This window comes from Streptomyces sp. NPDC054757, assembly GCF_053612185.1.
This window is the reverse complement of the sequence record NZ_JBSHBW010000012.1, coordinates 35707-56713: the sequence shown is the minus strand read 5'-3', so window position 1 is coordinate 56713 and position 21007 is coordinate 35707. Positions and strand designations below refer to the sequence as shown.

The window sequence follows — 21007 nt, the reverse complement described above, 5'->3', positions numbered from 1 at the left end:
AGAGCGAAAAGCTCTGGGAGCGCTCTCTGATGGGTTGGATCGTTCCTCCGGGCATGCGCCACGTCAAGAGTTGTGCAAAAAGTGGTGGAGATGACCCGGATTTCTCCAACTCTGTTGAATAAGGCGGCAGATGAGGGTCGGCGCTTCTGGCGCCGGACGCCGGTGACGAGGGCGGCAGCCGCAGTGGAGCCGCTCCGGACGAGGGGTGCGGATCGCGCCGAAACGTTGACATGTACTGACCGCAAGGTGAATTGTGATGCTCGAATTTCCAGTGTTCCAAGCATGTCTGCGCAGGCATTGCACATTTTGCTGTTCGGTACGAACGGAGAACACTCCTTGCGAATCCTCAGAAGCCGCCCCCGGCAGGGCGCGGCCGCCGCGGTGTCGGCGCTGGTACTCGCCCTCACCACCCTGACCTTCCCGGCATCACAGGCACACGCGGCCGCGATCCCGTCGGGCCGCCTCGACAGCGGGACGAAGACGGTCACCTGGCAGAGCCCCGTCTACGCCAAGGGCACCGTCGACGGCCCCGACAAGTGCGGTACGGCGGCCGACGATCCGGACCAGGCCAAGTGCGCCCGGTTCGATCTGACCGTGAATCCGCCGGCGGGCGAATGGGACGACAACCCCGAGGGCGGCGTCCCGGTCTCCATCCAGTGGCAGACCCCCACCGACGACTTCGACATGTACATCTACGACAAGGACAACAAGCAGGTCGCGTCGAGCGCCGGGACCGCCGACCCCGAGGCGACGGTCATCCCCAAGGCCTCGGGCACCTACCACGTCGTGGTCGTCCCGTACACCGTCCACAACAACTCCTTCACCGGCAAGGCGTACCTCCCCGAGTCCACCGACGCGGGCAACCTCACCGGCTTCAAGGGCTCGCACGGCACCTACGACATCGCGGCCGGCGGCCTCAAGGCCCGCGCCTCATTCTTCACCGACGAGACGATGCGCCTCCAGGCGTCCCCGGACGGCGACCTCTCGGGTCCCGCCGGCAGCCATATGATCCAGCAGCAGCCGAAGGTCCAGTCGCACACCTCCTCCTTCAACGCCGGCACCTACTACGGGATCCGGTCCAAGGGCACCGTGCTGCGCATCTACAAGAAGCCGCTGAAGTTCGCCCTCTACAAGGCGGACAACCGTACGGCGATCTGGGCCGAGGCCGACCCGCTGCGCTGGACGACCGGCGGAATGCGGCAGAGCCTCAAGCGCGGGTCCAAGGAGCAGTTCTTCGGCGGCGGTGAGCAGAACGGCAGCTTCTCCCACCGCGACCAGGTCATGAACGTCGGCAACAACACCGACTGGGACGAGGGCGGCTACAACAACTCCCAGCCGTTCTACATCTCCACCGCGGGATACGGCGTCTTCCGCAACACCATGACGGCCGGGGTGTACGACTTCGGCTCACCGGTCAGGACCGGCCAGCAGGAACGCCGCCTGGACGCCTACTACTTCACCGGCGACACCAAGTCGGTCATCGGCCAGTACACCTCGCTCGTCGGCAAGCCCTTCATGCCGCCGGTGTACGGCCTCGAACCGGGCGACGCCGACTGCTATCTGCACAACGCCAACCGGGGCGAACGCCACACCCTGGACTCGCTCAAGATCGCGGACGGCTACGACCAGAACCAGATGCCGCTCGGCTGGATGCTGGTCAACGACGGCTACGGCTGCGGCTACGAGAACCTGCCGCAGACCGGTGCGGGGCTGAACAAGACCCACACCCAGCTCGGCCTCTGGACCCAGGACGGTCTGCCGAACCAGGCCGACGAGGCCAAGGCCGGAGTGCGCGTCCGCAAGCTGGACGTCGCCTGGGTCGGCAACGGCTACGGTATGGCGCTCGACGCCTGCGACCAGGCCAAGGCCGGTATCGAGGACAACAGCGACGCCCGCGGCTTCGTCTGGCTGCCCGTCTCCTGGGCCGGTGCCCAGCGCTGCGGTGTGCTCTGGAGCGGCGACCAGAAGCTGTCCTGGGACTACCTGCGCTGGCAGATTCCCACCTACGCGGGTGCGACCCTGTCGGGCATCGCGTACAACACCGGTGACGTCGGCTCGATCTACAGCCACGACCCGAAGATGTACGCACGCGACCTCCAGTGGAAGGCGTTCCTCCCGGCCATCATGACGATGGACGGCTGGGCCACCGACATCACCACCAAGAAGCCGCACGACCAGCAGCCGTGGCTCGACGGCGAGCCGTACACCTCCATCAACCGGAAGTACCTGCAGCTGAAGGAGCGGCTGCTGCCGTACATGTACACGCTCTCCAAGGACGCCACGAAGACCGGTGTCGGGTCGGTGCGCCCGCTGTCGCTGGAGTACCCGGGCGACCCGGCGACGCTCGGTGCCAACGCCAAGTACGAGTTCATGTCCGGCTCGGACTTCCTGGTCGCGCCTGTCTACAGTGACACCGACGTCCGCAACGGCATCTATCTGCCGAAGGGCACCTGGACCGACTACTGGACGGGCAAGACTTACCACGGCCCGACCACGGTCAACGGCTACAAGGCACCGCTCGACACCCTGCCGCTCTTCGTCAAGGGCGGCTCGATCGTCCCGATGTGGCCCAAGGGCACGACCTCCTGGGAGACCCGGAACAAGAGCGAACTCGACTACGACATCTACCCGAAGGGCACCACGGACTACACGCTGTACGAGGACGACGGCGTGACCCGGAAGTACGCGAAGGGCTCGTCGGCCACCCAGCACGTCCAGGTGAAGGCCCCCACGCACGGCAAGGGCACCACCACCATCAAGGTCGGTGAGAGCAAGGGAAGTTACACGGGCAAGCCCGCCTCCCGTTCGTACACCTTCACGGTGCACGCCAAGAGTGCGCCCTCGCAGGTGGTCATGGCGGGCGGCAGGCTGCCCCGGCTGACCTCCGCCAAGGCGTTCGCCGCGGCGAAGTCCGGCTGGTACCGGGACCCGGCCACCGGAGTCACCGAGATCAGGACGCCGTCGCTCTCCACGGGCCACGGCTTCTCGGTGACCCTGCGGAAGTAGCGGCCGACGGGCAGCAGTGAGGCAGGTAGGGGGCCGTCCACCGGGCGGCCCCCTACCTGTGCCCGCAGCCACGGACGCACCCGGAGAGCATCCGTTCGAAGGCCGTGGCATAGCATCTCCAGTTCTATGGACACGCTGAGCATCATGGGGAACCCCGGAGCCATGGCCGCCCTCGCCGCGGCGGCGATGCTGGTCGGTTTCTCCAAGACCGCCGTCAGCGGTGCCAACACCGTCAGCCTCGCGGTCTTCGCGGCGGTCCTCCCGGCCCGGGAGTCGACCGGGGTGCTGCTGCCCGTACTGATCGCCGGGGACGTGCTCGCCGTCCTCACCTACCGCAGACACGCCCACTGGCCCACCCTGCTGCGGCTGTTCCCCGCCGTGGCCGTGGGGGTGGTGATCGGCACCGGGTTCCTGTTCTGGGCCGACGACGCGGTGGTCCGGACCTCGATCGGTGCGATCCTGCTGCTGATGGCGGGCGTCACCCTGTGGCGGCGGCGCTCCACGGAGACGGCACGGAGCGGGGCGGCCACCGCCGTCCGAGCGGAGGGAAGGACGGCCGGCGGAGCCGGACCGGTCGCCGACGGGGGAGGCGAGGAGGGCGCTGTCCGGGAAGCCGGAGCGGGCGCTGCCCGGGAGGCAGACGGGGGAGCGGCGGCGAGCAACGCGGGCCGCGGCCGGTTCATGGCCCGCTCGTACGGTGTGCTCGGCGGGTTCACCACCATGGTCGCCAACGCGGGAGGCCCGGTCATGTCGCTCTATCTGATCTCCGCGGGCTTCCGGAAACTGGGCTTCCTCGGCACCTCGGCCTGGTTCTTCCTGATCGTCAACACGACCAAGGTCCCCTTCAGTGTGGGGCTCGGCCTGATCGACGCCAAGTCGCTGCTGCTGGACGCCGTCCTGGTGGTCTTCGTCATCCCCGGCGCCTTCATCGGACGGGCCTGTGTGCACCGGATCAACCAGCGGCTCTTCGAGCGGCTGGTGATCGGCGCGACGGTCCTGGGCGGCGCTCAGCTGCTGCTGCGCTGATCCGCCCCGGCCGGCTGATCCGCCCCGTCCCGCAGGTCCATCACCATGACCGACCCCCACTCCTGCCGCTCGGCCTCGGTGAAACCGAGCGCCAGATAGAAGGCGCGCGCCCCCGGATTCCCGCCGCCCACGCCGAGGTGGAGGCCCCGCACCCCGCGCGCCCGCAGCGCGTCCAGCACGGCCGACATCAGCCGGCGGCCGAGCCCGGCGCCCTGGCCGCGCGGCAGAATGTCGATGTGCAGATGGGCCGGATGGCTCTCGTACAGCGGATCGCCCTCCCTGACCGCTGTGCGGTGGAGCTGCGCCACCCGCTGCCAGTCCCTGCTGCCGTCCCCCGGATCGTCGGCCATGGACTCCGGGTAACGGAGCCGCAGCGGGGCGTACCAGTGCTCGTCCCGCCACCTCTCGTACGCCGCGGAGTCCGCGGTCGCCACCACGTAACCGACCACCCCGGACGCGTCGGACGCCACGAAGGTCAGGCCCGGATCGGCGGCCGGGTAGGGGCCGGCGTACACATGGCCCAGCAGATCGGGGTCGTGGTAGTGCGTGGTGGCGTCGCCGCCGGAGTCCCCGGTCAGCAGGCACACCCGGTACATGCCCGGCAGGTCGAAAGGGTGGAACGGTCGTACGGCGGTGCTCATCGGGCGGTCACCGGCCGGCGCGAGGCGGGTTGGGATGTCATCCCGCCAGAGTAGGCGGACGGTCGGACACCCGGTCGCCGGTGCCCCGGCCGAGATAGGTCAGCGGGCCCGGGTCCAGCACGGGGATCACATGGAACCCCAGCCCGTCGTAGAACGCCCGCGCCGGGGTGTTCGCCGTGACCATGCCCAGATGAACCGCGGGCACGCCCTGCTCGGCCAGCGCGCCGATGAAGCGGGTCATCAGTGCGCGCCCGAACCCGGCACGCTGGTGGCCCGGGAGCAGATCGATGTGCAGATGGGCGGGGTACGCGGCCAGTTCGGGCACCAGCATGCGCTCGGGGCGGTGCAGCAGCGCGGCCATCTGGTCGGCCGGCGTCCGCAGCGGACCTGCCGGGTCCGGGTAGCGCCCGGCGAGCCGGGGCAGCCACTCGGTGCGGTACCGCTCGACGAACAGCGGGGTGTCCGCGGTGCCGAGTACATATCCGACGGCGCGCCCGCCGCCGTCGTCGACCACGAAGGTGAGACCGGGTTCGAGCTCCGCGTAGGGCCCGGCGAAGACACTCGGCAGCAGCTCGTGGTCGGCGTACAAGTGCCGTGCGTCGCCGCCCTCTTCGCCGGTCCGTATACAGATCTCGTAGAGCGCCGGCCGGTCGTCGGGACGGTAGGGGCGCACGAAGGGCTGAGGATTCACAGCAGCCACTATGAAGTGTGCGGGAGCGCTCCCACAAGCGGATTGGGGGCAGGCGGGCGGGGGACGCCCCGGGCGTCACTCGTAGTGGCGCAGCCCGGTCCACACCGCGCCCCAGGGCCGGCGGGGCCCGGTGCAGACGTAGACGTGTCCGCCCCATTCGATGTTGTGGACGCCGTACGGGTTCGACAGCGAAGCGGCCACCCGGACATGGGCGAAGTACCGCCGCAGATAGGCGGCGTAGTCGGGCGCGTACTGGGGTCCCGGCGCGACGGCCACCACGGTCGTGGCCCGCGGATTGCCGGGGCCCCACCACCACGCGGTGTTCTGGTTGCTCACGGCTCTGGGCAGCCCGGTGCCGCGGCCCAGTTCGTTGATGGCGCCGGCCTCGCTGTAGTCGGCCGTGAACACGACGGCGTCGGAGCGCTCTTGGGCCGGCAGTGAGTTCCACACGCCCCCGACCGTGCCGACCAGCTGCGGCCAGCCGATCGTCTCGCCCGACACGGCGCTGACCCGGTAGGCCCAGGCCGCGTTCGACGGGGGCAGCACCGGCAGCACGACGAGAGCCGACACCGCGGCCGTGACGGCGGTCGCGGCCAGCAGGCGGTGCCGCTGGGCGGGCTGTGCGTGCAGCACCCCGTCGAGGCCGACCGCACCGGCGGCCAGCAGACAGACGTACAGCCCGCCCAGGTAGTAGGTCTGGGTGCCGGTGTTGACCGCGAAGACGACGAACAGCAGGCCTTAGACCGTCGCCAGGGACCGCCACAGCGGATTGCCGGACCGCCACAGGAACTTCAGCCCCGCCGCCCAGACCACGACCATCGCCAGGCAGGACATGCCGAGTTGGCCCACGATCCAGGTCACGATGTTCCCGGCGCCGCCGTGTTCGGCGTTGAGAGCCCGGGTCATCGCGAACATCGCCCAGTCGTGGTGCGCCTGCCACCACAGGTCGGGCAGCACACAGAGCACGGCGATCACGGCGCCCGCCGCGAGCCAGCGGTTGGCGAGCGAGCGGCGCGCCCGGCCGGCCAGTACGGCGATCAGCAGCGCGACCGCGAAGATGCCCGCGAGATGGTTGAACTCCGCCCCGACGCCGACGAGTACGCCCACCACCGGCCACCAGCGGGTGTCCCCGGTGCGGCCGATCCTGGCCACCACGAGGGCGGTCGCGGCCCACGCCAGGATCTCGTACGGGGTCGTGTTGGCGATGTGCCCACTGCTCAGCAGGACGGGCATGGTGGCGGTACCGACGGCCGCGAGCAGCTGCGCGCGCCGTGCCCCGCCGAACTCGCGGGCGGTGAGCCCGCCGACGACCACCGTGCAGGCCGCCGCCAGCGCGGCCCAGAGCCTCAGTCCGGCGACCGAGACACCGAACAGCGAGAGGGAGAACCGGGCCAGCAGGGGGGCCAGGACCGGCTGGTCGACATAGCCGGTCTGGAGATGCCGGGCGCTGTCCAGGAAGTACAGCTCGTCCCGCTGGAAGCCGTACCGCTTCGAAAGGGCCATGAGCACACAGAGCACGAGCCCCGCGACGACGTACACCCGCCGGTCGAACCGGGCCGGAGCGACCGCAGGCTCCGCCCGGGGAGCGTCGTCCGCCCCGGAACGCACGCTCTTGCGGATGCTCTCCTCCCTGGCCGGTACTTCCGGCACTTCCCCGACCGCCCGATCCCCCATAGCCCGATCCCCCCTGACGCTCAGTCCCGCGCCCTGCCCCGTGCCGGGCCTCGTGGCCGAGTCGATGTGGGTTCCGGCGCGCCGACGGCCGCCGGACTCCGGGACCCGGACAGGTGCCCCGCCCGAACCATACGGACCCGGGAGCCTGGACGGACAGCTTCCGGACGCCCGCCCCGCGCCCGGTTCAGCCGGCCGTCAGCGCGTAGGCCCAGAGGCCGTCCAGATCGGCGAGCCGGGTGAACCCGGCCCGGCGCAGGACTTGCTGCGACGGCAGGTTGCCCGGCTCGGTGGTGGCCAGCACGGTCTGTACGTGGGGGAGTTGGAGCGTCCAGCGGGAGAGTGCGATCACCGCGTCGGTGGCCCAGCCCGCGCCCCGCGCCGACTCCGTCAGGTCGTAGCCGATCTCCACCGTCCCCTCGGACGGCGGCCCGTGGAACCCGATCCCGCCCAGCGCGGCTCCATCGGTGGCCCGCTGGATGACGAACAGGCCCCACCCGGACACATACGCCCCGGCCTCGGCCGCCATCGCGACCATCTTCCCGGCGATCTGGGTCCCGCTCCCCGGTGCCGCGTCCAGCCAGTGGAGTCCCGCCGTACCGCCATCGGCGAGCACGGCGGCCGCCGCGGGCGACTGCTCACGCAGGACGAGCCGGTCCGTCTCCAGAACGAGCAGGCCGTTCTCTCGGTAATAGCGCAGGGTCATGGCGTCGGGCCACCTCGATACGGTGAGTGGAGACCGGCGCCTCCGTGAACACGGCCCGGACAGTATCTCCCGGTGTGCGGACGTAGTCGGCCCTCTTCGTCCGTACGCTGTCCACCCCGTGGGCAAGAAGCCCGCAACGCGGCACATGGCACAGAGGAGTGACGGGCAGTGCGACGAATCGACGTGGCGGAACGACGGGCACGGCTCGGTGTACGGCACCGGTTGGCGCCCGTCGCCCGCGCGGAAGGTCCGGTCGAGGTGGCGCGGGACCTGGTCGCCCTGCACAGCACCGACCCGTCCTCCGTGTACGTCGCCATCTGGGCGCGGACGAACGGCGGTTCGGTCCAGGACGTGGAACGCGCGCTGTACGAGGACCGCACCCTCATCCGGCTCCTCGGAATGCGCCGCACCGTCTTCGTCACCTCCCTCGACGTGGCTCCGGTGATGCAGGCAGCCTGCTCGCAGGCGGTTGCCGCGCGAGAACGCCGCAAACTCCTCGGGTTCCTCGCCGCGTCCGAGGTCGCGGACGACGAGGCGGGCGTACGGAAGTGGCTGGCCGAGACCGAGGACATCGCCGTACGCGCGCTCGCCGCCCGGGGCGAGGCCACGGCCGCAGATCTCGCCGGGGACGACCCTCGCCTCAGTACGACGGTCGTGCTCTCGGCCGGCAAGAGCTACGAAGGCACACAGAAGGTCGCGAGCAGGCTGCTGCTTCTGCTCGCGGCCGAGGGGCGCGTGGTACGCGGCCGGCCGCGCGGCTCCTGGACCTCGCACCAGTACCGCTGGGCGCCGCTGACCGACTGGTTTCCCGGCGGCCTCGCCGAGTGGGATGTCCACCGCGCGGAGGAGGAACTGGCCCGGCGCTGGTTGCGGGCCTTCGGTCCGGCCACGGCGGACGACCTGCGGTGGTGGGCGGGTTGGACGAAGACCCAGGTCAAGCGGGTGCTCAGGGAACTGAATCCCGTCGAGGCCGATCTCGGCAGCGGCGCGACGGGCCTGCTCCTGCCCGATGACCTGGAGGAGACCGCGCCGCCCGAACCGTGGGCGGCGCTGCTGCCCGCACTCGACTCCACCCCGATGGGCTGGCATGAACGCACCTGGTTCCTGGGCGATCACGGCTCACGCCTTTTCGACCGGGCCGGGAACATCGGGCCCTCGCTGTGGTGGAACGGCCGTATCGTCGGCGGCTGGGCACAGGACCGGAGCGGCGAGATCGTGTGCCGTTTCCTGGAGGACGTCGGCTCGGACGCCGAGGCGGTGGTGCGTGCCGAGGCGGAGCGCCTCGCCGTCCCCCTGGGCGAGGTCAGGCTGAGCGCCCGCACCCGGGGGCGTACGTGGCTGGAGGACGAACTGGCGGGCTAGTTCCGGCAGGTCAGGCGGGGAGATCCCCGTATGGATCCGGTTACGGGTTCTGTGCGGAAGGACCCAGGCGCGCGGCTTCGGCGCGTACCGCGGCGAGCGCCTGCCGTGCCAGCGCGCCGAAGCCCTCGCCGGTGTCGGTGCCGATCCACCGGTCGTAGGCGATCTCCCAGACGAGCGCGCCCAGTTGAGCGGTCACGCGCGCGGTCAGGCCCGGGACTCCGCGGCGGTCGAGGGCCTCGACCATCGAGGCGGTGAGGTCGATCCTTTTCAGGGCTTCGCGTTCGCGCAACTCCGTATGGGCGTTCAGCACGGCCTGGCGCCGGCCGCTGAACTCGCGGCGGTCGGCGGTGAAGAACGTCCGGCCGAGTGCGTCGAGTGCCTCCGCCACCGCGTCGAGCGGCCCGGCCGCCGGCGGCGCCGATGCGATCCCTTCGACGAGCAGACCGGCCACCGTGCCCCCGCCGAAGAGCACCTCGCGCTTGTCCGGGAAGTACCGGAAGAACGTGCTCTTGGTGAGCCCCGCACGCTCGGCGATCTCGATGACGGTCGTGTCCTCGTAGCCGCGCTCCTCGAAGAGGTCGAGAGCGGCGGCGGCGAGTCGTCCTGGTGCGTCGGGTTGCCAGCGAGCCATGGGAGCAGTGTACGGGACTTGGTCCCATCACTGGTGTACGGTCGATGAGACCAAGTCCCATCACTGGCCAGGAGAGGTCACCGATGAGTAAAGCTGTCCGTTACCGGCGTTTTGGCGGTCCCGAAGTGCTCGAACTGCAGGAGATACCCGAGCCGCACGCCGCACCGGACGAGGTCCGCGTCCGGGTCACCGCCGCCGGGCTGAATCCGATGGACTGGCAGATCACCACACAGCCCGACATGGCGGCGCGGTTCGGCATCACCCTGCCGGCCGGGTTCGGCAGCGACTTCGCCGGAGTGGTGGACGAGGTGGGCGCCGAGGCCACGGGATTCGCTGCAGGCGACCGGGTGTTCGGGGCTGCGATTGGCCGGTCCGTCGCCGATTTCGTGCTGGTCAAGACACCCGCCGCAGATCTGTGGCCCACCCCGGAGGGCGTCGCCGACGAGGTGGCGGGCGCGCTTCCGGTGTCCGCCCTGACGGCCTCCGCCGCGCTCGACGCGATCGGACTCCGCGCCGGGGACACCGTCCTGATCGGCGGGGCGGCGGGTGGCGTGGGCATCTTCGCGGTGCAGCTGGCGAAGCTCGCGGGTGCCCGGGTGCTCGGCACCGCCTCCGAGCGCACCTTCGGATTCCTGCGCGGGCTCGGCGCCGAACCCGTGACGTACGGCCCCGGCCTGGCGGACCGGGTGCGGGCCCTGGCGCCCGAGGGGATCACCGCCGCGACCGACCTGTTCGGAAGGGAGGCGGCCGAGACCGCGCTCAAGCTAGGCGTGGCACCCGAGAGGATCTCCGTCGTGGCCGATGGCCCCGCCCCGCCGCCCGGTGTGCGCACGGCGGGCGCCCTCGACGCGGGCCCGGGCACCATGGAGCGGATCGCCGACGCGATTCATGCCGGCGAGATCACGGTGCCAATCGCGGCGACCTTCCCGGTCGAGCGGATCCGCGAAGCCGTGACGACGCAGGCCGAGAGGCACGTGCACGGCAAAATCGTGATAGCCCTGTGAACCGGCACGGGGTGGGGTCGTAGACCGCGCCCTCCGTTACGATTCCCGCTCATGAGCACTCCTGACCAGAGCGAAGCGGTGGACACGGATCCGACCGAGCCAGGGAGGCCGGGCATGACGCCCCGTCAAGCCCGGCGGATACGGATAGCGGTGGCGTCCGTCATGATGGCCGCGGTCGCGCTGGTGCTCGCGGAGCGGCTCACCAGCAGGTCGTCCCTGCTGGTGGTGGCCGACTACGGGATGGCGCTGATCCTCTGCGGTGTGGTCATCGAACTCAGCCGCAGCGGCCGTACCAGGATTGCCAGCTGGCTGCTGTGCGTGGGTCTGGTGGCCGCCGTCGCCGCGGACTGGCTCGTACTGCCCTGACCCCGCGCCCCGCCGCGTGCGGCGCGCCCTGACCCCGTACCCCGCACGCGGCGGCGCACCGCACCGTGTCCGGGGTCAGGCGCCCTGGCCCGAGCCGGTTCCCGAACCCGAAGTGGACGCTTCCTTGATGCCCTTGGTGATCTCGTCCATCACCGAGAGCGCGGGAGCCTTGGCGTTGACGTCGAAGCCGGAGCGGACGACGATCAGCTCGCCGTCGGCCTGCGGGGACGGGAAGGCGAGCGACTGGACATATCCGTCGTCACCCTTCTTCGTCACTACCTTCCAGCGCACCAGATAGCCCTGCTGCCCGGCCACGGTCACCGCCTCGGACTTCAGCAGCTGGTGCGAGGTGATCCCCGAAGAGGTCTCCCCGTACGACTCCTTGGCGTTGCCCGCGATGTCCTTCTTCGCCACGGTCTTCGGGTCGGTCGCCGATATCTTCAGGGCGATCGCGGGTTCGGAGAACACCCCGCCGCGTACGCACTGGGCGGGCTTGCCGTCCGTGTCCTTACCGTCCGGGCAGGTGTACTTGCCGATGGTCACGCCCGCGCCGACGGTCCCCGACTGGCCGGTCCAGCCCTTGGGTACGGGGATGCTGATCCCGCTGGCCGCGTCGGTGGCGTAACCGTCCTCGGTCGGCGGTGCCTGCTGCCCGGGGTCCTGGTCTCCGCCGCCCTGGCCACCACCGTCCTGGTTTCCGCCGTTCCCTTCGCTGCCGCCGCCGTTCTGGCCGCTTCCGCCGCTGCCGCCCGGCATGCCGGGGCGGCTGGGTGCGCCGGACGGTGCGGTGGCCGCGTCCGGTGTGTGCCCGGAGTCCGATCCGTTCGTCAGCAGATAGATGCCGCCTCCGACGGCCGCCAGGACCACCACGGCCGCCGTGACCGCGGCGCCGATCCGCAACCGGCGCCGCCGGGTGTCGGCAGGCGGCACACGCAGCTGGTCGGTCCACTGGGCGCCGTCCCACCAGCGTTCCTGGACAGGGCCTATTCCTGTATACCCGGGGTCTCGGTGCCAGCCGGGCGGGCTCATCTGGGTCACAGCCGCCACCGTAGCCGGGCTCCGTGAAAATCACATGAATCGGGACCAGGGGGCCCCGATGCGTGCCATGCGAGGGCTGCACGGGCTGCGCGGAATGCCGGGCCGGCCGGATCTCAACGGCCGGGGATCTCCGCCAGCGCCTCGGTGAGCCATGCGATCCAGTACTTCTCCAGATCGATGCCGCCCCGGAGCACCAGATGCTGGAGGCGGTCGTCGGCGGACAGGCCGGGGCGCGCGAAGTCACGCTCCTCGATGGCCAGATATTCCGCCAACTGCTGTTCGTGCAGGCGCAGATGACGGCTCAGTTCCGCTCCGAGGCCCGCTGTTCCGACCACGGCGGCCGCCCGCAGCCGCAGCAGCAGGGGATTGCGTGACGGCCTGGGATCCTCCTGGGCCGCGACCCAGGCCGTCAGCTCCGCACGCCCCTCGGGCAGCACCTCGTACTCACGCTTGCGCCCACGAGAGGGCTGCTGGGGGAGTGGCCGGATCAGACCGGACTTCTCCAGCTTGCCCAGCTCGCGGTAGATCTGCTGATGCGTCGCCGACCAGAAGTAACCGATCGACCTGTCGAAACGCCGGGTCAGTTCAAGACCCGACGACGGCTTTTCGAGCAGGGCGGTGAGGATCGCGTGCGGGAGGGACATGCGGGCATCCTAAGGAGGTCCCGGCGGGGCGGGTGCTGCCGCGGGCCGGCCGGGTGGTGTCGCGATGCGGTGGCTCAGACCCGCGCGGCGAGCTCGGTCCCCTGCCGCACGGCCCGCTTGGCGTCCAGCTCGGCTGCCACGTCGGCGCCTCCGATCACCCGCACCGGGTGCCCGGCGGCGCGCAGCGCCTCGTACAGCTCCCGGCGCGGTTCCTGACCGGTGCACAGGACGACGGTGTCGACCGGGATCACCTGACGGGCTCCGTCGACCGTGATGTGCAGGCCCTCGTCGTCGATCCGCTCGTACGTCGCGCCCGCGACCGTGGTGACGCCACGGTGCTTGAGCTCCGTACGGTGGATCCACCCCGTCGTCTTCCCGAGCCCCGCGCCGACCTTGCCGGTCCTGCGCTGGAGCAGATGCACGGTCCGCGGTGCGGTGGGCCGGACCGGGGCGCACAGGCCGCCGGGTGTGCGGTGCTCCGTGTCGACGCCCCACTGCCGGAAGAAGACCGCCGGATCCTGGCTCGCCGAATCGCCGCTGTCGGTGAGGAACTCCGCCACGTCGAAGCCGATGCCGCCGGCTCCGATGACCGCGACGCGCTGCCCCACCTGCGCGCCGTCCCGCAGGACGTCCAGATAGCTGACCACGCTGGGGTGGTCGAGGCCGGGGATGTCGGGGGTGCGCGGGACGACTCCGGTGGCGAGCACGATCTCGTCGAAACCCTCCGCCGTGAGCATCTCCGCCGTGACCAGGGTCTTCAGCCGGACGTCGACACCGTGCATGCCGAGCTGGACACGGAAGTAGCGCAGGGTCTCGTCGAACTCCTCCTTGCCCGGTACCCGCCGCGCCACGTTCAGCTGTCCGCCGATCTCGTCCGCGGCGTCGAAGAGCACCACCGTATGGCCGCGCTCGGCGGCCGACACGGCGAAGGCGAGGCCGGCGGGGCCCGCGCCGACCACACCGATGCGCTTGCGGTGACGGGTCGGTGACAGGACCAGTTCGGTCTCCCGGCAGGCCCGGGGATTGACCAGGCAGGAGGTGACCAGACCGCTGAAGGTGTGGTCGAGACAGGCCTGGTTGCAGCCGATGCAGGTGTTGATGGTCTCGGAGCGGCCCTGCCCGGCCTTCGCGACGAACTCCGGATCGGCCAGGAAGGGACGGGCGAGCGACACCATGTCCGCACCGCCGCCGGCCAGCAACTCCTCCGCCAGCTCAGGGGTGTTGATCCGGTTGCTGGTGATCACGGGAATCGTGACCGCGTCCATGACCTTCTTCGTCACCCAGGTGTACGCACCGCGCGGCACCGAGGTCACGATGGTCGGGATCCGGGCCTCGTGCCAGCCGATACCGGTGTTGATGAGGGTCGCGCCGGCCGCCTCGATCTGCCGGGCGAGCGCGACCACTTCCTCCTGCGAGGAGCCGCCGGGGACCAGGTCGAGCATGGAGAGCCGGTAGATCAGGATGAAGTCGGGCCCGACCCGTTCGCGCACCCGGCGCACGATCTCCAGGGGGAAGCGGACACGGTTCTCGTACGATCCGCCCCAGCGGTCCTCGCGGTGGTTGGTGCGCGCCGTGATGAACTCGTTGATCAGATAGCCCTCGGAGCCCATGATCTCGACACCGTCGTACCCCGCGTCACGAGCAAGTCCGGCCGCCCGTACGAAGTCCTCGACAGTCCGCTCGACCTCGTCGTCCGTGAGGGCGTGCGGTGTGAAGGGGCTGATCGGTGCCTGGACCGCGCTCGGCGCCACCCCGCCGGGGTGGTGGGCGTACCGGCCGGAGTGCAGGATCTGCATCGCGATCCGGCCGCCCGCCCGGTGGACGGCGGCGGTCACGACCGCATGCTGTGCGGCCTCCGCCGCATTGGTCAGCTTGGCGGAGCCGTCCCGTGTCCGCCCCTGCTCGTTGGGGGCGATGCCGCCCGTCACGATGAGCCCGGCCCCGGCTTGTGCGCGCGCCGCGTAGAACGCGGCCAGCCGCTCGAAGCCGTCGGGCGCCTCTTCCAGCCCGAGGTGCATCGATCCCATCAGGACGCGGTTGGGCAGCGTCGTGAAGCCGAGGTCGAGGGGGCTCAGCAGGTGGGGGTACGGGCTCATCCGGCGCCTCCGGTGCGCAGTGGTGGTCAGCTCTTTCTAGACCAGCCGCACTTATTTGTGCAACAAGTTGCATAATGGGCTGCGTCACTCTCGGCGCCGGGTGGGCGGGCCGGTGGCGGTGGCCGGGTGAGCCTGTACGCCGTCCCGGTCCGGGGGCCGTTCGGTCTCCTGGTCCGGTCCGTACCCCGGGGCCATCCGCAGGTCCGCGTCCCGGCCGTACGTCGTTCCGTATCCCGGCCCGTTCAGTCCTGTCGACGGTCCCTGCGCAGCAGATAGGTGTCCATGATCCAGCCCTTCCGGGCCCGCGCATCGGACCGCAGTTCCTCGATCCGCCCGGCGACCTCCGACAGCCGACCGGAGACCAGGATCTCGTCCTCAGTGCCCAGATAGGCGCCCCAGTGGATCAGCGGATCCTCCGCGACGTAATGACGGAATGCCTGCTCCGCGTCGAGCATGACGACGACGTCGTCCACCCCGGGGGGCCAGCCTTCGGCGAGCCGGCGTCCGGTGGTGATCTGCACCGGACGCCCGACCCGGTTCAGCCCCGTGCGATGCCGGGCAGCCAGCGCCGACACGCTGCTGATGCCCGGGGTCACCTCGTACTCGAAGGCCACGGCCCCGCGTTCCAGGACCTCTTCGAGCACGGCGAGCGTGGAGTCGTACAGCGCCGGATCGCCCCACACCAGGAAGGCGCCGCACTCGTCCTCGCCCAGGTCCTCCCTGAGCATGCGCTCGTAGATACGGGCGCGGGCCCGCCGCCAGTCGTCGACGGCCGCCGCGTACCCGGAGCCGCCGGCCGTACGGTCCCGGTCGGGATCCCGCGCCTCGACGAGCCGGTATCCGCGGCCGGGCTCGATGTGCTGCTGCAGGATGGTGTGGCGCAGCCGGATCAGATCGGACTTCTCCGCGCCCTTGTCGAGAAGGAAGAAGACATCCGTCTTGTTGAGGGCCTTCACCGCTTGAATCGTCAGATGGTCGGGGTCACCCGCGCCGATGCCGATCACATAGATCTTTCTCACCCACCGAGTCTGACGCATGACCACGGGGCCCGGGCCTCCGCCGGGTTGTCCACCGGCCCCGGGTCGCTCCGGGTTCACGCGGCCGGGCCGTCACCGGGCCACGGTCGGCCGCCGACCGAATGCGGCCCTGGAGGCGGAAGACGGATGGCCGCGTCCCGGCGTGGCCGGAGACCTGTCCAAGCACAGGTCGGACCTGTTCAAGCAGCGGTCGTCAGGCGCGGGGCCGAGGCTTTCGCGTCGACCGGTCCCACGAGCCCGCCCGCGAGTTGCTCGGCCCAGGCCGTCAGCCCGCGGGTGTCGATCCCGTACGGCCTGGGCTCCGGGTACGCGGCGAGTCCGCCCGCACCCCTGAGCAGCAGACGCGCGCCGCCCGTGGTGTTGCCGCGTGCGGCGTGCGTCAGCCCCACGGCCAGCTGTGCCAGCCCCCGCCACAGGGCGCGCTCCGACTCGGGCCCCGCCTTCCAGGCATCCTCGAACACCTCGTGCGCGTGGAAGGGCATCCCGGCGTCGAGCAGCCGCTGGGCCTCCCGCAGAGTCTCCGCAGGGGTGCGTGCCACTCCCTCCGGCTGCCGCTCCACCCCTTCGGCCCCGTACGGAAGCGGCCGCCCGAGCCCGTCCCGGGGCCGGGCATTGCGTGCCCGGCCCTCCGCGTCGCGATCCCTGGGGGTGTCGCGTGAGCCGTCGCTCTTCTCGTCCATCCGGTGATTGTGCCCCTGTTGCCGCCCCTCATGGCGGAGTCGGTCCGGTGGCCGGAGTGGGGTATGGTTCTCATGCAGGTCAGGCCGGGGGAAACCCCAGGTCAGCCAGGCATCGGGACGTGGCGCAGCTTGGTAGCGCACTTGACTGGGGGTCAAGGGGTCGCAGGTTCAAATCCTGTCGTCCCGACGGTGAAGTACAAGGTCAGAGGGGTCCTTCGGGGCCCCTCTTGATCGTTTCCAGGGCCGCCGTCTCACAATTTCTCACAAACGCTGTTGATCAAGGTCAGCCGAGCAGTTCGGCCAGCTTCTCCGAACCCGCCTTGAGCGGCTGCGGGTCGGAGTGCACGTAGGTTCGCTTCGTGACCCCGAGGTCCGAGTGACCGGCCCACGCGGAGACCACCGTGTCCGGCACCCCGTTGTTCGCCATCCACGACAGGCAGGCGTGCCGCGCGTCGTACAACCGCACCTTCCGTACACCCGTGGTGGCCATCAGCTTGTGCGCCTCACGCCGGAGCTTGTCCGTCTTCCACGGCCGACCGAGGTCGTCCACGAGGACGTACCCGCTGTCCTCGTACGCCTCCCCGGTGGCCAGCTTCTCCGCTGCCTGCGCGGCGCGGAACGCCTTCAGCGCCCGCAGGACCGGCTTCGGCAGGGGCAGCGTGCGCTTCCCGGCCTCGAGGACGGCCGCTGCACGGCGCGTACGCGGTCCGGCGGCCGGTGTCGCGGCATGGCGGTCACCGGGGCGACCGTGTGCCCGATGCACGGTGGCGCAGCACCACAGGTGCGGACCGCCGCGCAGCGCAGGGAGGCCACGGCCGAGTTCCTGCGCACCTACGGGGACGTGGACGGCTCGCAGGAAGATCCGGCGGTCGTCGTCTCCCGGCTCATCCGGCAGGCGTCCGGCCACGTGGCGTGGCTGCTGGAGCGGGTGCAGGAGACCGAGGCCGAAGCCCTGGTGTGGGGCATGACCTCCGAAGTGGAGCGCCAGGGAGGGGAGTTCCCCGGCGTGGACACCACGTACAGCGCGGCCGTGAACGGCTGGGTGCGGTTATACGGAGAGGAACGGGACCGGCTGCTGAAGATGTGCGACCTCGCGGCCCGCATGGGCGTGGAAGAGCGTTTGGTGACGCTGGCCGAGGTCCAGACGAAGATCATGTACGAGGCGATGAACCGGGCGCTGGACGCCCTGGAGCTGACGGTCGCGCAGCGCGCCCGCGTCCCAAAGGTGATGCTCGGTCTCCTGCGCGGCATGGCCGCCGAGGGGCGGCCGGAGTTGCCCACCGCCTGAACGCCAGGAAGCCGCAGCTCGTGTGAGCTGCGGCTTCCTAGGGTGTAAACGGTCAGCCGGCCTGCTACTACCGAACCAGAGTCCGACGTTGCGGGCCCTGGTTACGATCCCCCGATGGAATGGTGGAAAACGATCGCGCCCCTGGTCGGCGTGATTCTGGGAAGTCTCGGCACGCTGCTCGGACAGAAGCTCTCCGACGGTCGCACGCTCCGGCGTGACCGGCTGCTGGCCAAGGAAGAGGCGAAGGAGCGGCTGGCGGCGGAGCGGGTGACGCTTCAGCGGGAAACCATCATGGAGATTCAACAGGCGCTCGAAGGCGTCATGGCGGCCAACGTCCCCGCACGAGGGCGCACGCTGAGTCCCGAATTCAGAGCAGCAGCCACGCAATCAGCACTGCACCTGCACGCGCTCATAGCCCGACTCGAAAACCGGGAGCTGGCCACCAGCGTGCATGAGTGGCTGGGCGCGCACCAGAACGCTGAAGCAGCCCGGACGGCGCTTGACGCCCTTCAGGACCGGTTGAGTCATCATCTCCGTGGGCTGTACGCGGACCGGTAAGGAGGGCGACCGCTGCGATCAGGCGAGCAGCAGATGCCCGTAGTCGGTGAGCACTTCGCGCGCCTCGGGCACGTCCTCGTACTCCTTCAGCCGGTGCAGGACCGTCCGGGCCCGCTCCGCCGTGCGCTCCGAGGAGAGATCGCCGGACGTGTCGATGACGCGGCGGGCCTCTTCGGCGGCCTGCTCGGGCTCGTTGGCGTCGGCCAGCGCCACGGCCAGCCATGAGCGATACAGCGCGACTTCCCGGGCGTGGGTGGCGTCGTAGCGTCCCAGCACGTCCTGGAGCAGCGGCACCGCGCGCAGTGGGCGACGCAGCTCGGTGAACACCCGGGCGTCCATGATCTCCAGCTCCTCGCGGTTCACCCAGTAGGCCCACGTCGGCGCGGGAGGGCCGCCCGTGGCGTCCAGGACGGCGTGGGCCTCCCCGAGCGCCCGCAGGGCCGGTTGAGCCTGTCCGGCACGCGTATGCGCCCACGCCACGCGGTCCAGGAACAGGGCGCGGGTTGTGGCCGGAGCGTCCGGCCCGGCCTCGGAGATCGCTGCCTTCGCCAGTTCCAGGCCCTCCCGTTCCCGGCCGCTGTTCGTCAGGTGGTAGGCGAGGCTGCCCGCGAGCTGTGCCACCAGCGGCGCGTCCCCGGCCTGTCGGGCGGCCGAGAGACCGAGTCGGTAGGCGTGCTCCGCGTCCTCACCCCGACCGGCGTCGGAGGCGATCCATCCGGCGATCTGGCCCAACTCCCCAATCTGCACGAGCAGGCCGCGCCCCGTCTCCTCGGAGTGCTCGGACTCGCGGTACAGGCGGACGGCGGCGCGCAGCTCACGGAAGGCAGGGGCGATCAGGTCACCGCCGGACAGCACATCGTCCGCGAGCCGGAGGCCGTGGACGCGTGCCGCCAGGCCGTCCACGGTGGTGGCGCCGATCCGACGGCCACGGGGGGTCGCCAGGGGCTCCAGAGCGCCCCCGTCGGGCAGCAGGTCCGCGAGGGTGGCCGCGACCCCGGGAAGGGTGGCCTGAGCATCCCCCCGGGCGTACGCGGCGGCCTGCTCCAGCTCGCGCAGCGGCACACCGAGTACCTGGGCGAAGGTGGGGAGCCACACGTCCGGGATGCGCTCCCCGCGCTCCCACCGGGAGACCTCGTTCCGCGTGATCGACTGGGCGCCGGACACGGCGCACAGCACGGCGGCGAACTGCCGCTGCGAGCGGCCGGAGTGGCGCCGTAGACCGGCGAGGTAGGCGCCGAACTCGCGGCGTCGCTCGGTGGTGTCGCTCATGGTGGCCCCCTTCCATATCTAGTGTGGCCCCTCCCTGGCCCCCTGGTTGGCTCCTCCGCATGATCACGCACCCCGGTTACCTGAACGCGAAGCGCCCCGGCGACCGCGCGAACGGCCCCGGGGCTGGCCGATCTGAAGGAAGCAGACCGACATGCCGCAACCTACAACCCGGGCCCGTCAGATCGGACACCCCGGGTACAGCGAGACCCTGCCGAGGCAGCCCGAGAGCGCAGCCACCGCGCGGCGCCTGCTTCGTACCGCCTGTGCCGTCTGGGGGCTGGACGCATTGGCCGAGGATGGGGCGCTGATCGTCTCGGAGCTGGTGGCCAACGCCGTGCAGCACGCCCGGCGGGAGTCCATCCGGGTCGTCATCGACCGTCCCGGCGCTGCGCGGGTACGTGTCGGCGTCGCGGATCTCTCCCGGGCGCGGCCGGTGCAGCGCGAAGCCGACGACAGTGAAGAAGGCGGGCGTGGTCTGCGCCTCGTGGCGGCGCTGGCCGCCGACTGGGGCACGGATGAGCGGCGCTGGGGCAAGATCGTGTGGGCGGACCTGGAGGGGCGCGGGTGACCACGGGAGAGACACCCGGCCGCAGCGCGGCGCGCGCCCATCTGTCGCAGTTGATCGAGCTGTTCGGCACGGACGGATGCCTGCGGATCACTACGGCCCCGGCTGAACCCGAGCCGCCCGCCGTCGGCGCACAGGCCGAGGGTGACGAGCAGAACTGACCGCCCCCAGGCGTGGCGAAGCCCCGGCCGGTGAACTCCACCGAGCCGGGGCTTCGCCGTCTCACGCAGATCTCACGCACTCCGTGGAACGAGCCGGAAAAGCTGGCCCTGACCTGGACGTTTGCGCACTCCCCGGAACGCACAGACCCCTGTGGACGGTGTTTCGTTCACTGGGGGTCAAGGGGTCGCAGGTTCAATCCTGTCGTCCCGACTCTATGGAGTCGCAGGTGAGGGGCGGTTTCGGAGGAATCCGGAACCGCCCCTCGATCATTTCTGGGGACCAGGGGGTCCTGCCGCACAGTCCGGACGCGTTCGGCCTTGGTGCCCTTGTCGGTCAGTCCGCCAGGTGCGGGTATGGTCCGACGCCGTACTGTCCAGATGCACTGACTGGTGTCGATGTCTGCGACGCGGCACCCGGAGATTTCTCCGATTCGGGCGGCGGTACTCGCGGCGAAGAGGACGACATCTCCCCAGCCTCAGTACTGGCTTTGAGGAGGCGGCCACGAACGCCTCGGCCTGCTTGTAGAGCTTCTGCCGGCCGGTTGCCGCCTGTCTGCCCACGCGTGC

22 protein-coding genes and 1 tRNA gene are annotated in these 21007 nt (G+C 70.6%); 10 read left to right on the top strand and 13 right to left on the bottom strand.

Annotated elements, in window-relative coordinates; all coding sequences use genetic code 11:
* The first annotated feature begins 336 nt into the window (after positions 1 to 336).
* Entirely contained in the window at positions 337 to 3006 is a 2670-nt protein-coding gene (locus tag ACWGKJ_RS16720) for a glycoside hydrolase family 31 protein (RefSeq protein ID WP_385027130.1), read from the top strand.
* 126 nt (positions 3007 to 3132) lie between these two features.
* The gene (locus tag ACWGKJ_RS16715) at positions 3133 to 4032 is read left to right on the top strand and encodes a sulfite exporter TauE/SafE family protein (RefSeq protein ID WP_385027127.1); all 900 of its coding nucleotides are present in this window, start codon (positions 3133 to 3135) and stop codon (positions 4030 to 4032) included.
* On the opposite strand, the gene ACWGKJ_RS16710 is transcribed toward ACWGKJ_RS16715, so the two are convergent.
* The 5 genes from ACWGKJ_RS16710 to ACWGKJ_RS16690 form a co-directional block, all read right to left on the bottom strand.
* Positions 4014 to 4673 carry a GNAT family N-acetyltransferase gene (locus ACWGKJ_RS16710; protein WP_385027124.1) on the bottom strand — a complete coding sequence of 220 codons (660 nt, stop codon included), beginning with the start codon at positions 4671 to 4673 and terminating at the stop codon, positions 4014 to 4016. The genes ACWGKJ_RS16715 and ACWGKJ_RS16710 overlap by 19 nt on opposite strands.
* Positions 4674 to 4710: 37 nt before the next feature.
* Positions 4711 to 5364 (bottom strand): GNAT family N-acetyltransferase, encoded by a 654-nt coding sequence (locus ACWGKJ_RS16705; RefSeq protein ID WP_385027121.1) that lies wholly within the window; start codon positions 5362 to 5364, stop codon positions 4711 to 4713.
* Between the two features lie 75 nt (positions 5365 to 5439).
* Complete coding sequence (locus ACWGKJ_RS16700) at positions 5440 to 5997, bottom strand: hypothetical protein (RefSeq protein ID WP_385027118.1); 558 nt, start codon at positions 5995 to 5997, stop codon at positions 5440 to 5442.
* A gap of 105 nt (positions 5998 to 6102) precedes the next feature.
* Complete coding sequence (locus ACWGKJ_RS16695; RefSeq protein ID WP_385027115.1) at positions 6103 to 7038, bottom strand: glycosyltransferase family 39 protein; 936 nt, start codon at positions 7036 to 7038, stop codon at positions 6103 to 6105.
* A 184-nt stretch (positions 7039 to 7222) separates the two neighbouring features.
* Complete coding sequence (locus ACWGKJ_RS16690; RefSeq protein WP_385027112.1) at positions 7223 to 7741, bottom strand: GNAT family N-acetyltransferase; 519 nt, start codon at positions 7739 to 7741, stop codon at positions 7223 to 7225.
* 177 nt (positions 7742 to 7918) lie between these two features.
* On the opposite strand from ACWGKJ_RS16690, the gene ACWGKJ_RS16685 reads away from it, so the two are divergent.
* On the top strand, positions 7919 to 9103 hold the full coding sequence (locus ACWGKJ_RS16685; RefSeq protein ID WP_385027190.1) for a winged helix DNA-binding domain-containing protein: 1185 nt from the start codon (positions 7919 to 7921) through the stop codon (positions 9101 to 9103).
* A 40-nt stretch (positions 9104 to 9143) separates the two neighbouring features.
* On the opposite strand, the gene ACWGKJ_RS16680 is transcribed toward ACWGKJ_RS16685, so the two are convergent.
* Positions 9144 to 9734 (bottom strand): TetR/AcrR family transcriptional regulator, encoded by a 591-nt coding sequence (locus ACWGKJ_RS16680; protein WP_385027109.1) that lies wholly within the window; start codon positions 9732 to 9734, stop codon positions 9144 to 9146.
* 83 nt (positions 9735 to 9817) lie between these two features.
* Here ACWGKJ_RS16680 and ACWGKJ_RS16675 point away from each other — a divergent pair, with 83 nt between their 5' ends.
* A complete protein-coding gene (locus tag ACWGKJ_RS16675) occupies positions 9818 to 10738 on the top strand; it encodes an NADP-dependent oxidoreductase (RefSeq protein ID WP_385027106.1) in 921 nt (306 codons plus the stop codon).
* Positions 10739 to 10789: 51 nt separating this feature from the next.
* Positions 10790 to 11104, top strand: a complete 315-nt coding sequence (locus tag ACWGKJ_RS16670) for a hypothetical protein (protein WP_385027103.1) — start codon at positions 10790 to 10792, stop codon at positions 11102 to 11104.
* A gap of 75 nt (positions 11105 to 11179) precedes the next feature.
* Here ACWGKJ_RS16670 and ACWGKJ_RS16665 read toward each other — a convergent pair whose 3' ends face one another.
* From ACWGKJ_RS16665 to ACWGKJ_RS16645, 5 genes are all read right to left on the bottom strand, one after another.
* Positions 11180 to 12142 carry a DUF2510 domain-containing protein gene (locus ACWGKJ_RS16665; RefSeq protein ID WP_385027100.1) on the bottom strand — a complete coding sequence of 321 codons (963 nt, stop codon included), beginning with the start codon at positions 12140 to 12142 and terminating at the stop codon, positions 11180 to 11182.
* A gap of 113 nt (positions 12143 to 12255) precedes the next feature.
* The gene (locus ACWGKJ_RS16660; protein ID WP_385027097.1) at positions 12256 to 12786 is read right to left on the bottom strand and encodes a PadR family transcriptional regulator; all 531 of its coding nucleotides are present in this window, start codon (positions 12784 to 12786) and stop codon (positions 12256 to 12258) included.
* Positions 12787 to 12860: 74 nt separating this feature from the next.
* A complete protein-coding gene (locus ACWGKJ_RS16655) occupies positions 12861 to 14882 on the bottom strand; it encodes an oxidoreductase (protein WP_385027094.1) in 2022 nt (673 codons plus the stop codon).
* 242 nt (positions 14883 to 15124) lie between these two features.
* The gene (gene cobF, locus ACWGKJ_RS16650) at positions 15125 to 15901 is read right to left on the bottom strand and encodes a precorrin-6A synthase (deacetylating) (RefSeq protein WP_385027091.1); all 777 of its coding nucleotides are present in this window, start codon (positions 15899 to 15901) and stop codon (positions 15125 to 15127) included.
* Positions 15902 to 16098: 197 nt separating this feature from the next.
* Positions 16099 to 16599: a DUF309 domain-containing protein gene (locus tag ACWGKJ_RS16645; RefSeq protein ID WP_385027088.1), complete on the bottom strand. Its 501-nt coding sequence runs from the start codon at positions 16597 to 16599 to the stop codon at positions 16099 to 16101.
* Between the two features lie 113 nt (positions 16600 to 16712).
* On the opposite strand from ACWGKJ_RS16645, the gene ACWGKJ_RS16640 reads away from it, so the two are divergent.
* Positions 16713 to 16786: transfer RNA gene (locus ACWGKJ_RS16640), tRNA-Pro, on the top strand.
* A gap of 96 nt (positions 16787 to 16882) precedes the next feature.
* Here the strand turns inward: ACWGKJ_RS16640 and ACWGKJ_RS16635 are convergent.
* On the bottom strand, positions 16883 to 17362 hold the full coding sequence (locus ACWGKJ_RS16635; protein ID WP_385027086.1) for a tyrosine-type recombinase/integrase: 480 nt from the start codon (positions 17360 to 17362) through the stop codon (positions 16883 to 16885).
* Here ACWGKJ_RS16635 and ACWGKJ_RS16630 point away from each other — a divergent pair.
* On the top strand, positions 17357 to 17887 hold the full coding sequence (locus ACWGKJ_RS16630) for a hypothetical protein (RefSeq protein WP_385027083.1): 531 nt from the start codon (positions 17357 to 17359) through the stop codon (positions 17885 to 17887). The two genes, ACWGKJ_RS16635 and ACWGKJ_RS16630, sit on opposite strands and share 6 nt — an antisense overlap.
* A 114-nt stretch (positions 17888 to 18001) precedes the next feature.
* Positions 18002 to 18445, top strand: a complete 444-nt coding sequence (locus ACWGKJ_RS16625) for a hypothetical protein (protein WP_385027080.1) — start codon at positions 18002 to 18004, stop codon at positions 18443 to 18445.
* An 18-nt stretch (positions 18446 to 18463) separates the two neighbouring features.
* On the opposite strand, the gene ACWGKJ_RS16620 is transcribed toward ACWGKJ_RS16625, so the two are convergent.
* Entirely contained in the window at positions 18464 to 19714 is a 1251-nt protein-coding gene (locus ACWGKJ_RS16620) for a helix-turn-helix domain-containing protein (RefSeq protein ID WP_385027077.1), read from the bottom strand.
* Between the two features lie 151 nt (positions 19715 to 19865).
* Here ACWGKJ_RS16620 and ACWGKJ_RS16615 point away from each other — a divergent pair, with 151 nt between their 5' ends.
* Entirely contained in the window at positions 19866 to 20282 is a 417-nt protein-coding gene (locus tag ACWGKJ_RS16615) for an ATP-binding protein (protein WP_385027074.1), read from the top strand.
* A complete protein-coding gene (locus tag ACWGKJ_RS16610) occupies positions 20279 to 20440 on the top strand; it encodes a hypothetical protein (RefSeq protein WP_385027071.1) in 162 nt (53 codons plus the stop codon). Before ACWGKJ_RS16615 ends, ACWGKJ_RS16610 begins: the two co-directional genes overlap by 4 nt.
* Positions 20441 to 21007 lie beyond the last annotated feature (567 nt).

Bases quoted from the DNA above. Each gene is read 5' to 3' on its own strand.
- ACWGKJ_RS16630 (WP_385027083.1), top strand. From the start codon at position 17,357: ATGCACGGTGGCGCAGCACCACAGGTGCGGACCGCCGCGCAGCGCAGG.
- ACWGKJ_RS16695 (WP_385027115.1), bottom strand. From the start codon at position 7,038: ATGGGGGATCGGGCGGTCGGGGAAGTGCCGGAAGTACCGGCCAGGGAG.
- ACWGKJ_RS16715 (WP_385027127.1), top strand. From the start codon at position 3,133: ATGGACACGCTGAGCATCATGGGGAACCCCGGAGCCATGGCCGCCCTC.
- ACWGKJ_RS16675 (WP_385027106.1), top strand. From the start codon at position 9,818: ATGAGTAAAGCTGTCCGTTACCGGCGTTTTGGCGGTCCCGAAGTGCTC.
- ACWGKJ_RS16690 (WP_385027112.1), bottom strand. From the start codon at position 7,741: ATGACCCTGCGCTATTACCGAGAGAACGGCCTGCTCGTTCTGGAGACG.
- ACWGKJ_RS16680 (WP_385027109.1), bottom strand. From the start codon at position 9,734: ATGGCTCGCTGGCAACCCGACGCACCAGGACGACTCGCCGCCGCCGCT.
- ACWGKJ_RS16655 (WP_385027094.1), bottom strand. From the start codon at position 14,882: ATGAGCCCGTACCCCCACCTGCTGAGCCCCCTCGACCTCGGCTTCACG.
- ACWGKJ_RS16710 (WP_385027124.1), bottom strand. From the start codon at position 4,673: ATGAGCACCGCCGTACGACCGTTCCACCCTTTCGACCTGCCGGGCATG.
- ACWGKJ_RS16615 (WP_385027074.1), top strand. From the start codon at position 19,866: ATGCCGCAACCTACAACCCGGGCCCGTCAGATCGGACACCCCGGGTAC.
- ACWGKJ_RS16660 (WP_385027097.1), bottom strand. From the start codon at position 12,786: ATGTCCCTCCCGCACGCGATCCTCACCGCCCTGCTCGAAAAGCCGTCG.
- ACWGKJ_RS16670 (WP_385027103.1), top strand. From the start codon at position 10,790: ATGAGCACTCCTGACCAGAGCGAAGCGGTGGACACGGATCCGACCGAG.
- ACWGKJ_RS16625 (WP_385027080.1), top strand. From the start codon at position 18,002: ATGGAATGGTGGAAAACGATCGCGCCCCTGGTCGGCGTGATTCTGGGA.
- ACWGKJ_RS16645 (WP_385027088.1), bottom strand. From the start codon at position 16,599: ATGGACGAGAAGAGCGACGGCTCACGCGACACCCCCAGGGATCGCGAC.
- ACWGKJ_RS16620 (WP_385027077.1), bottom strand. From the start codon at position 19,714: ATGAGCGACACCACCGAGCGACGCCGCGAGTTCGGCGCCTACCTCGCC.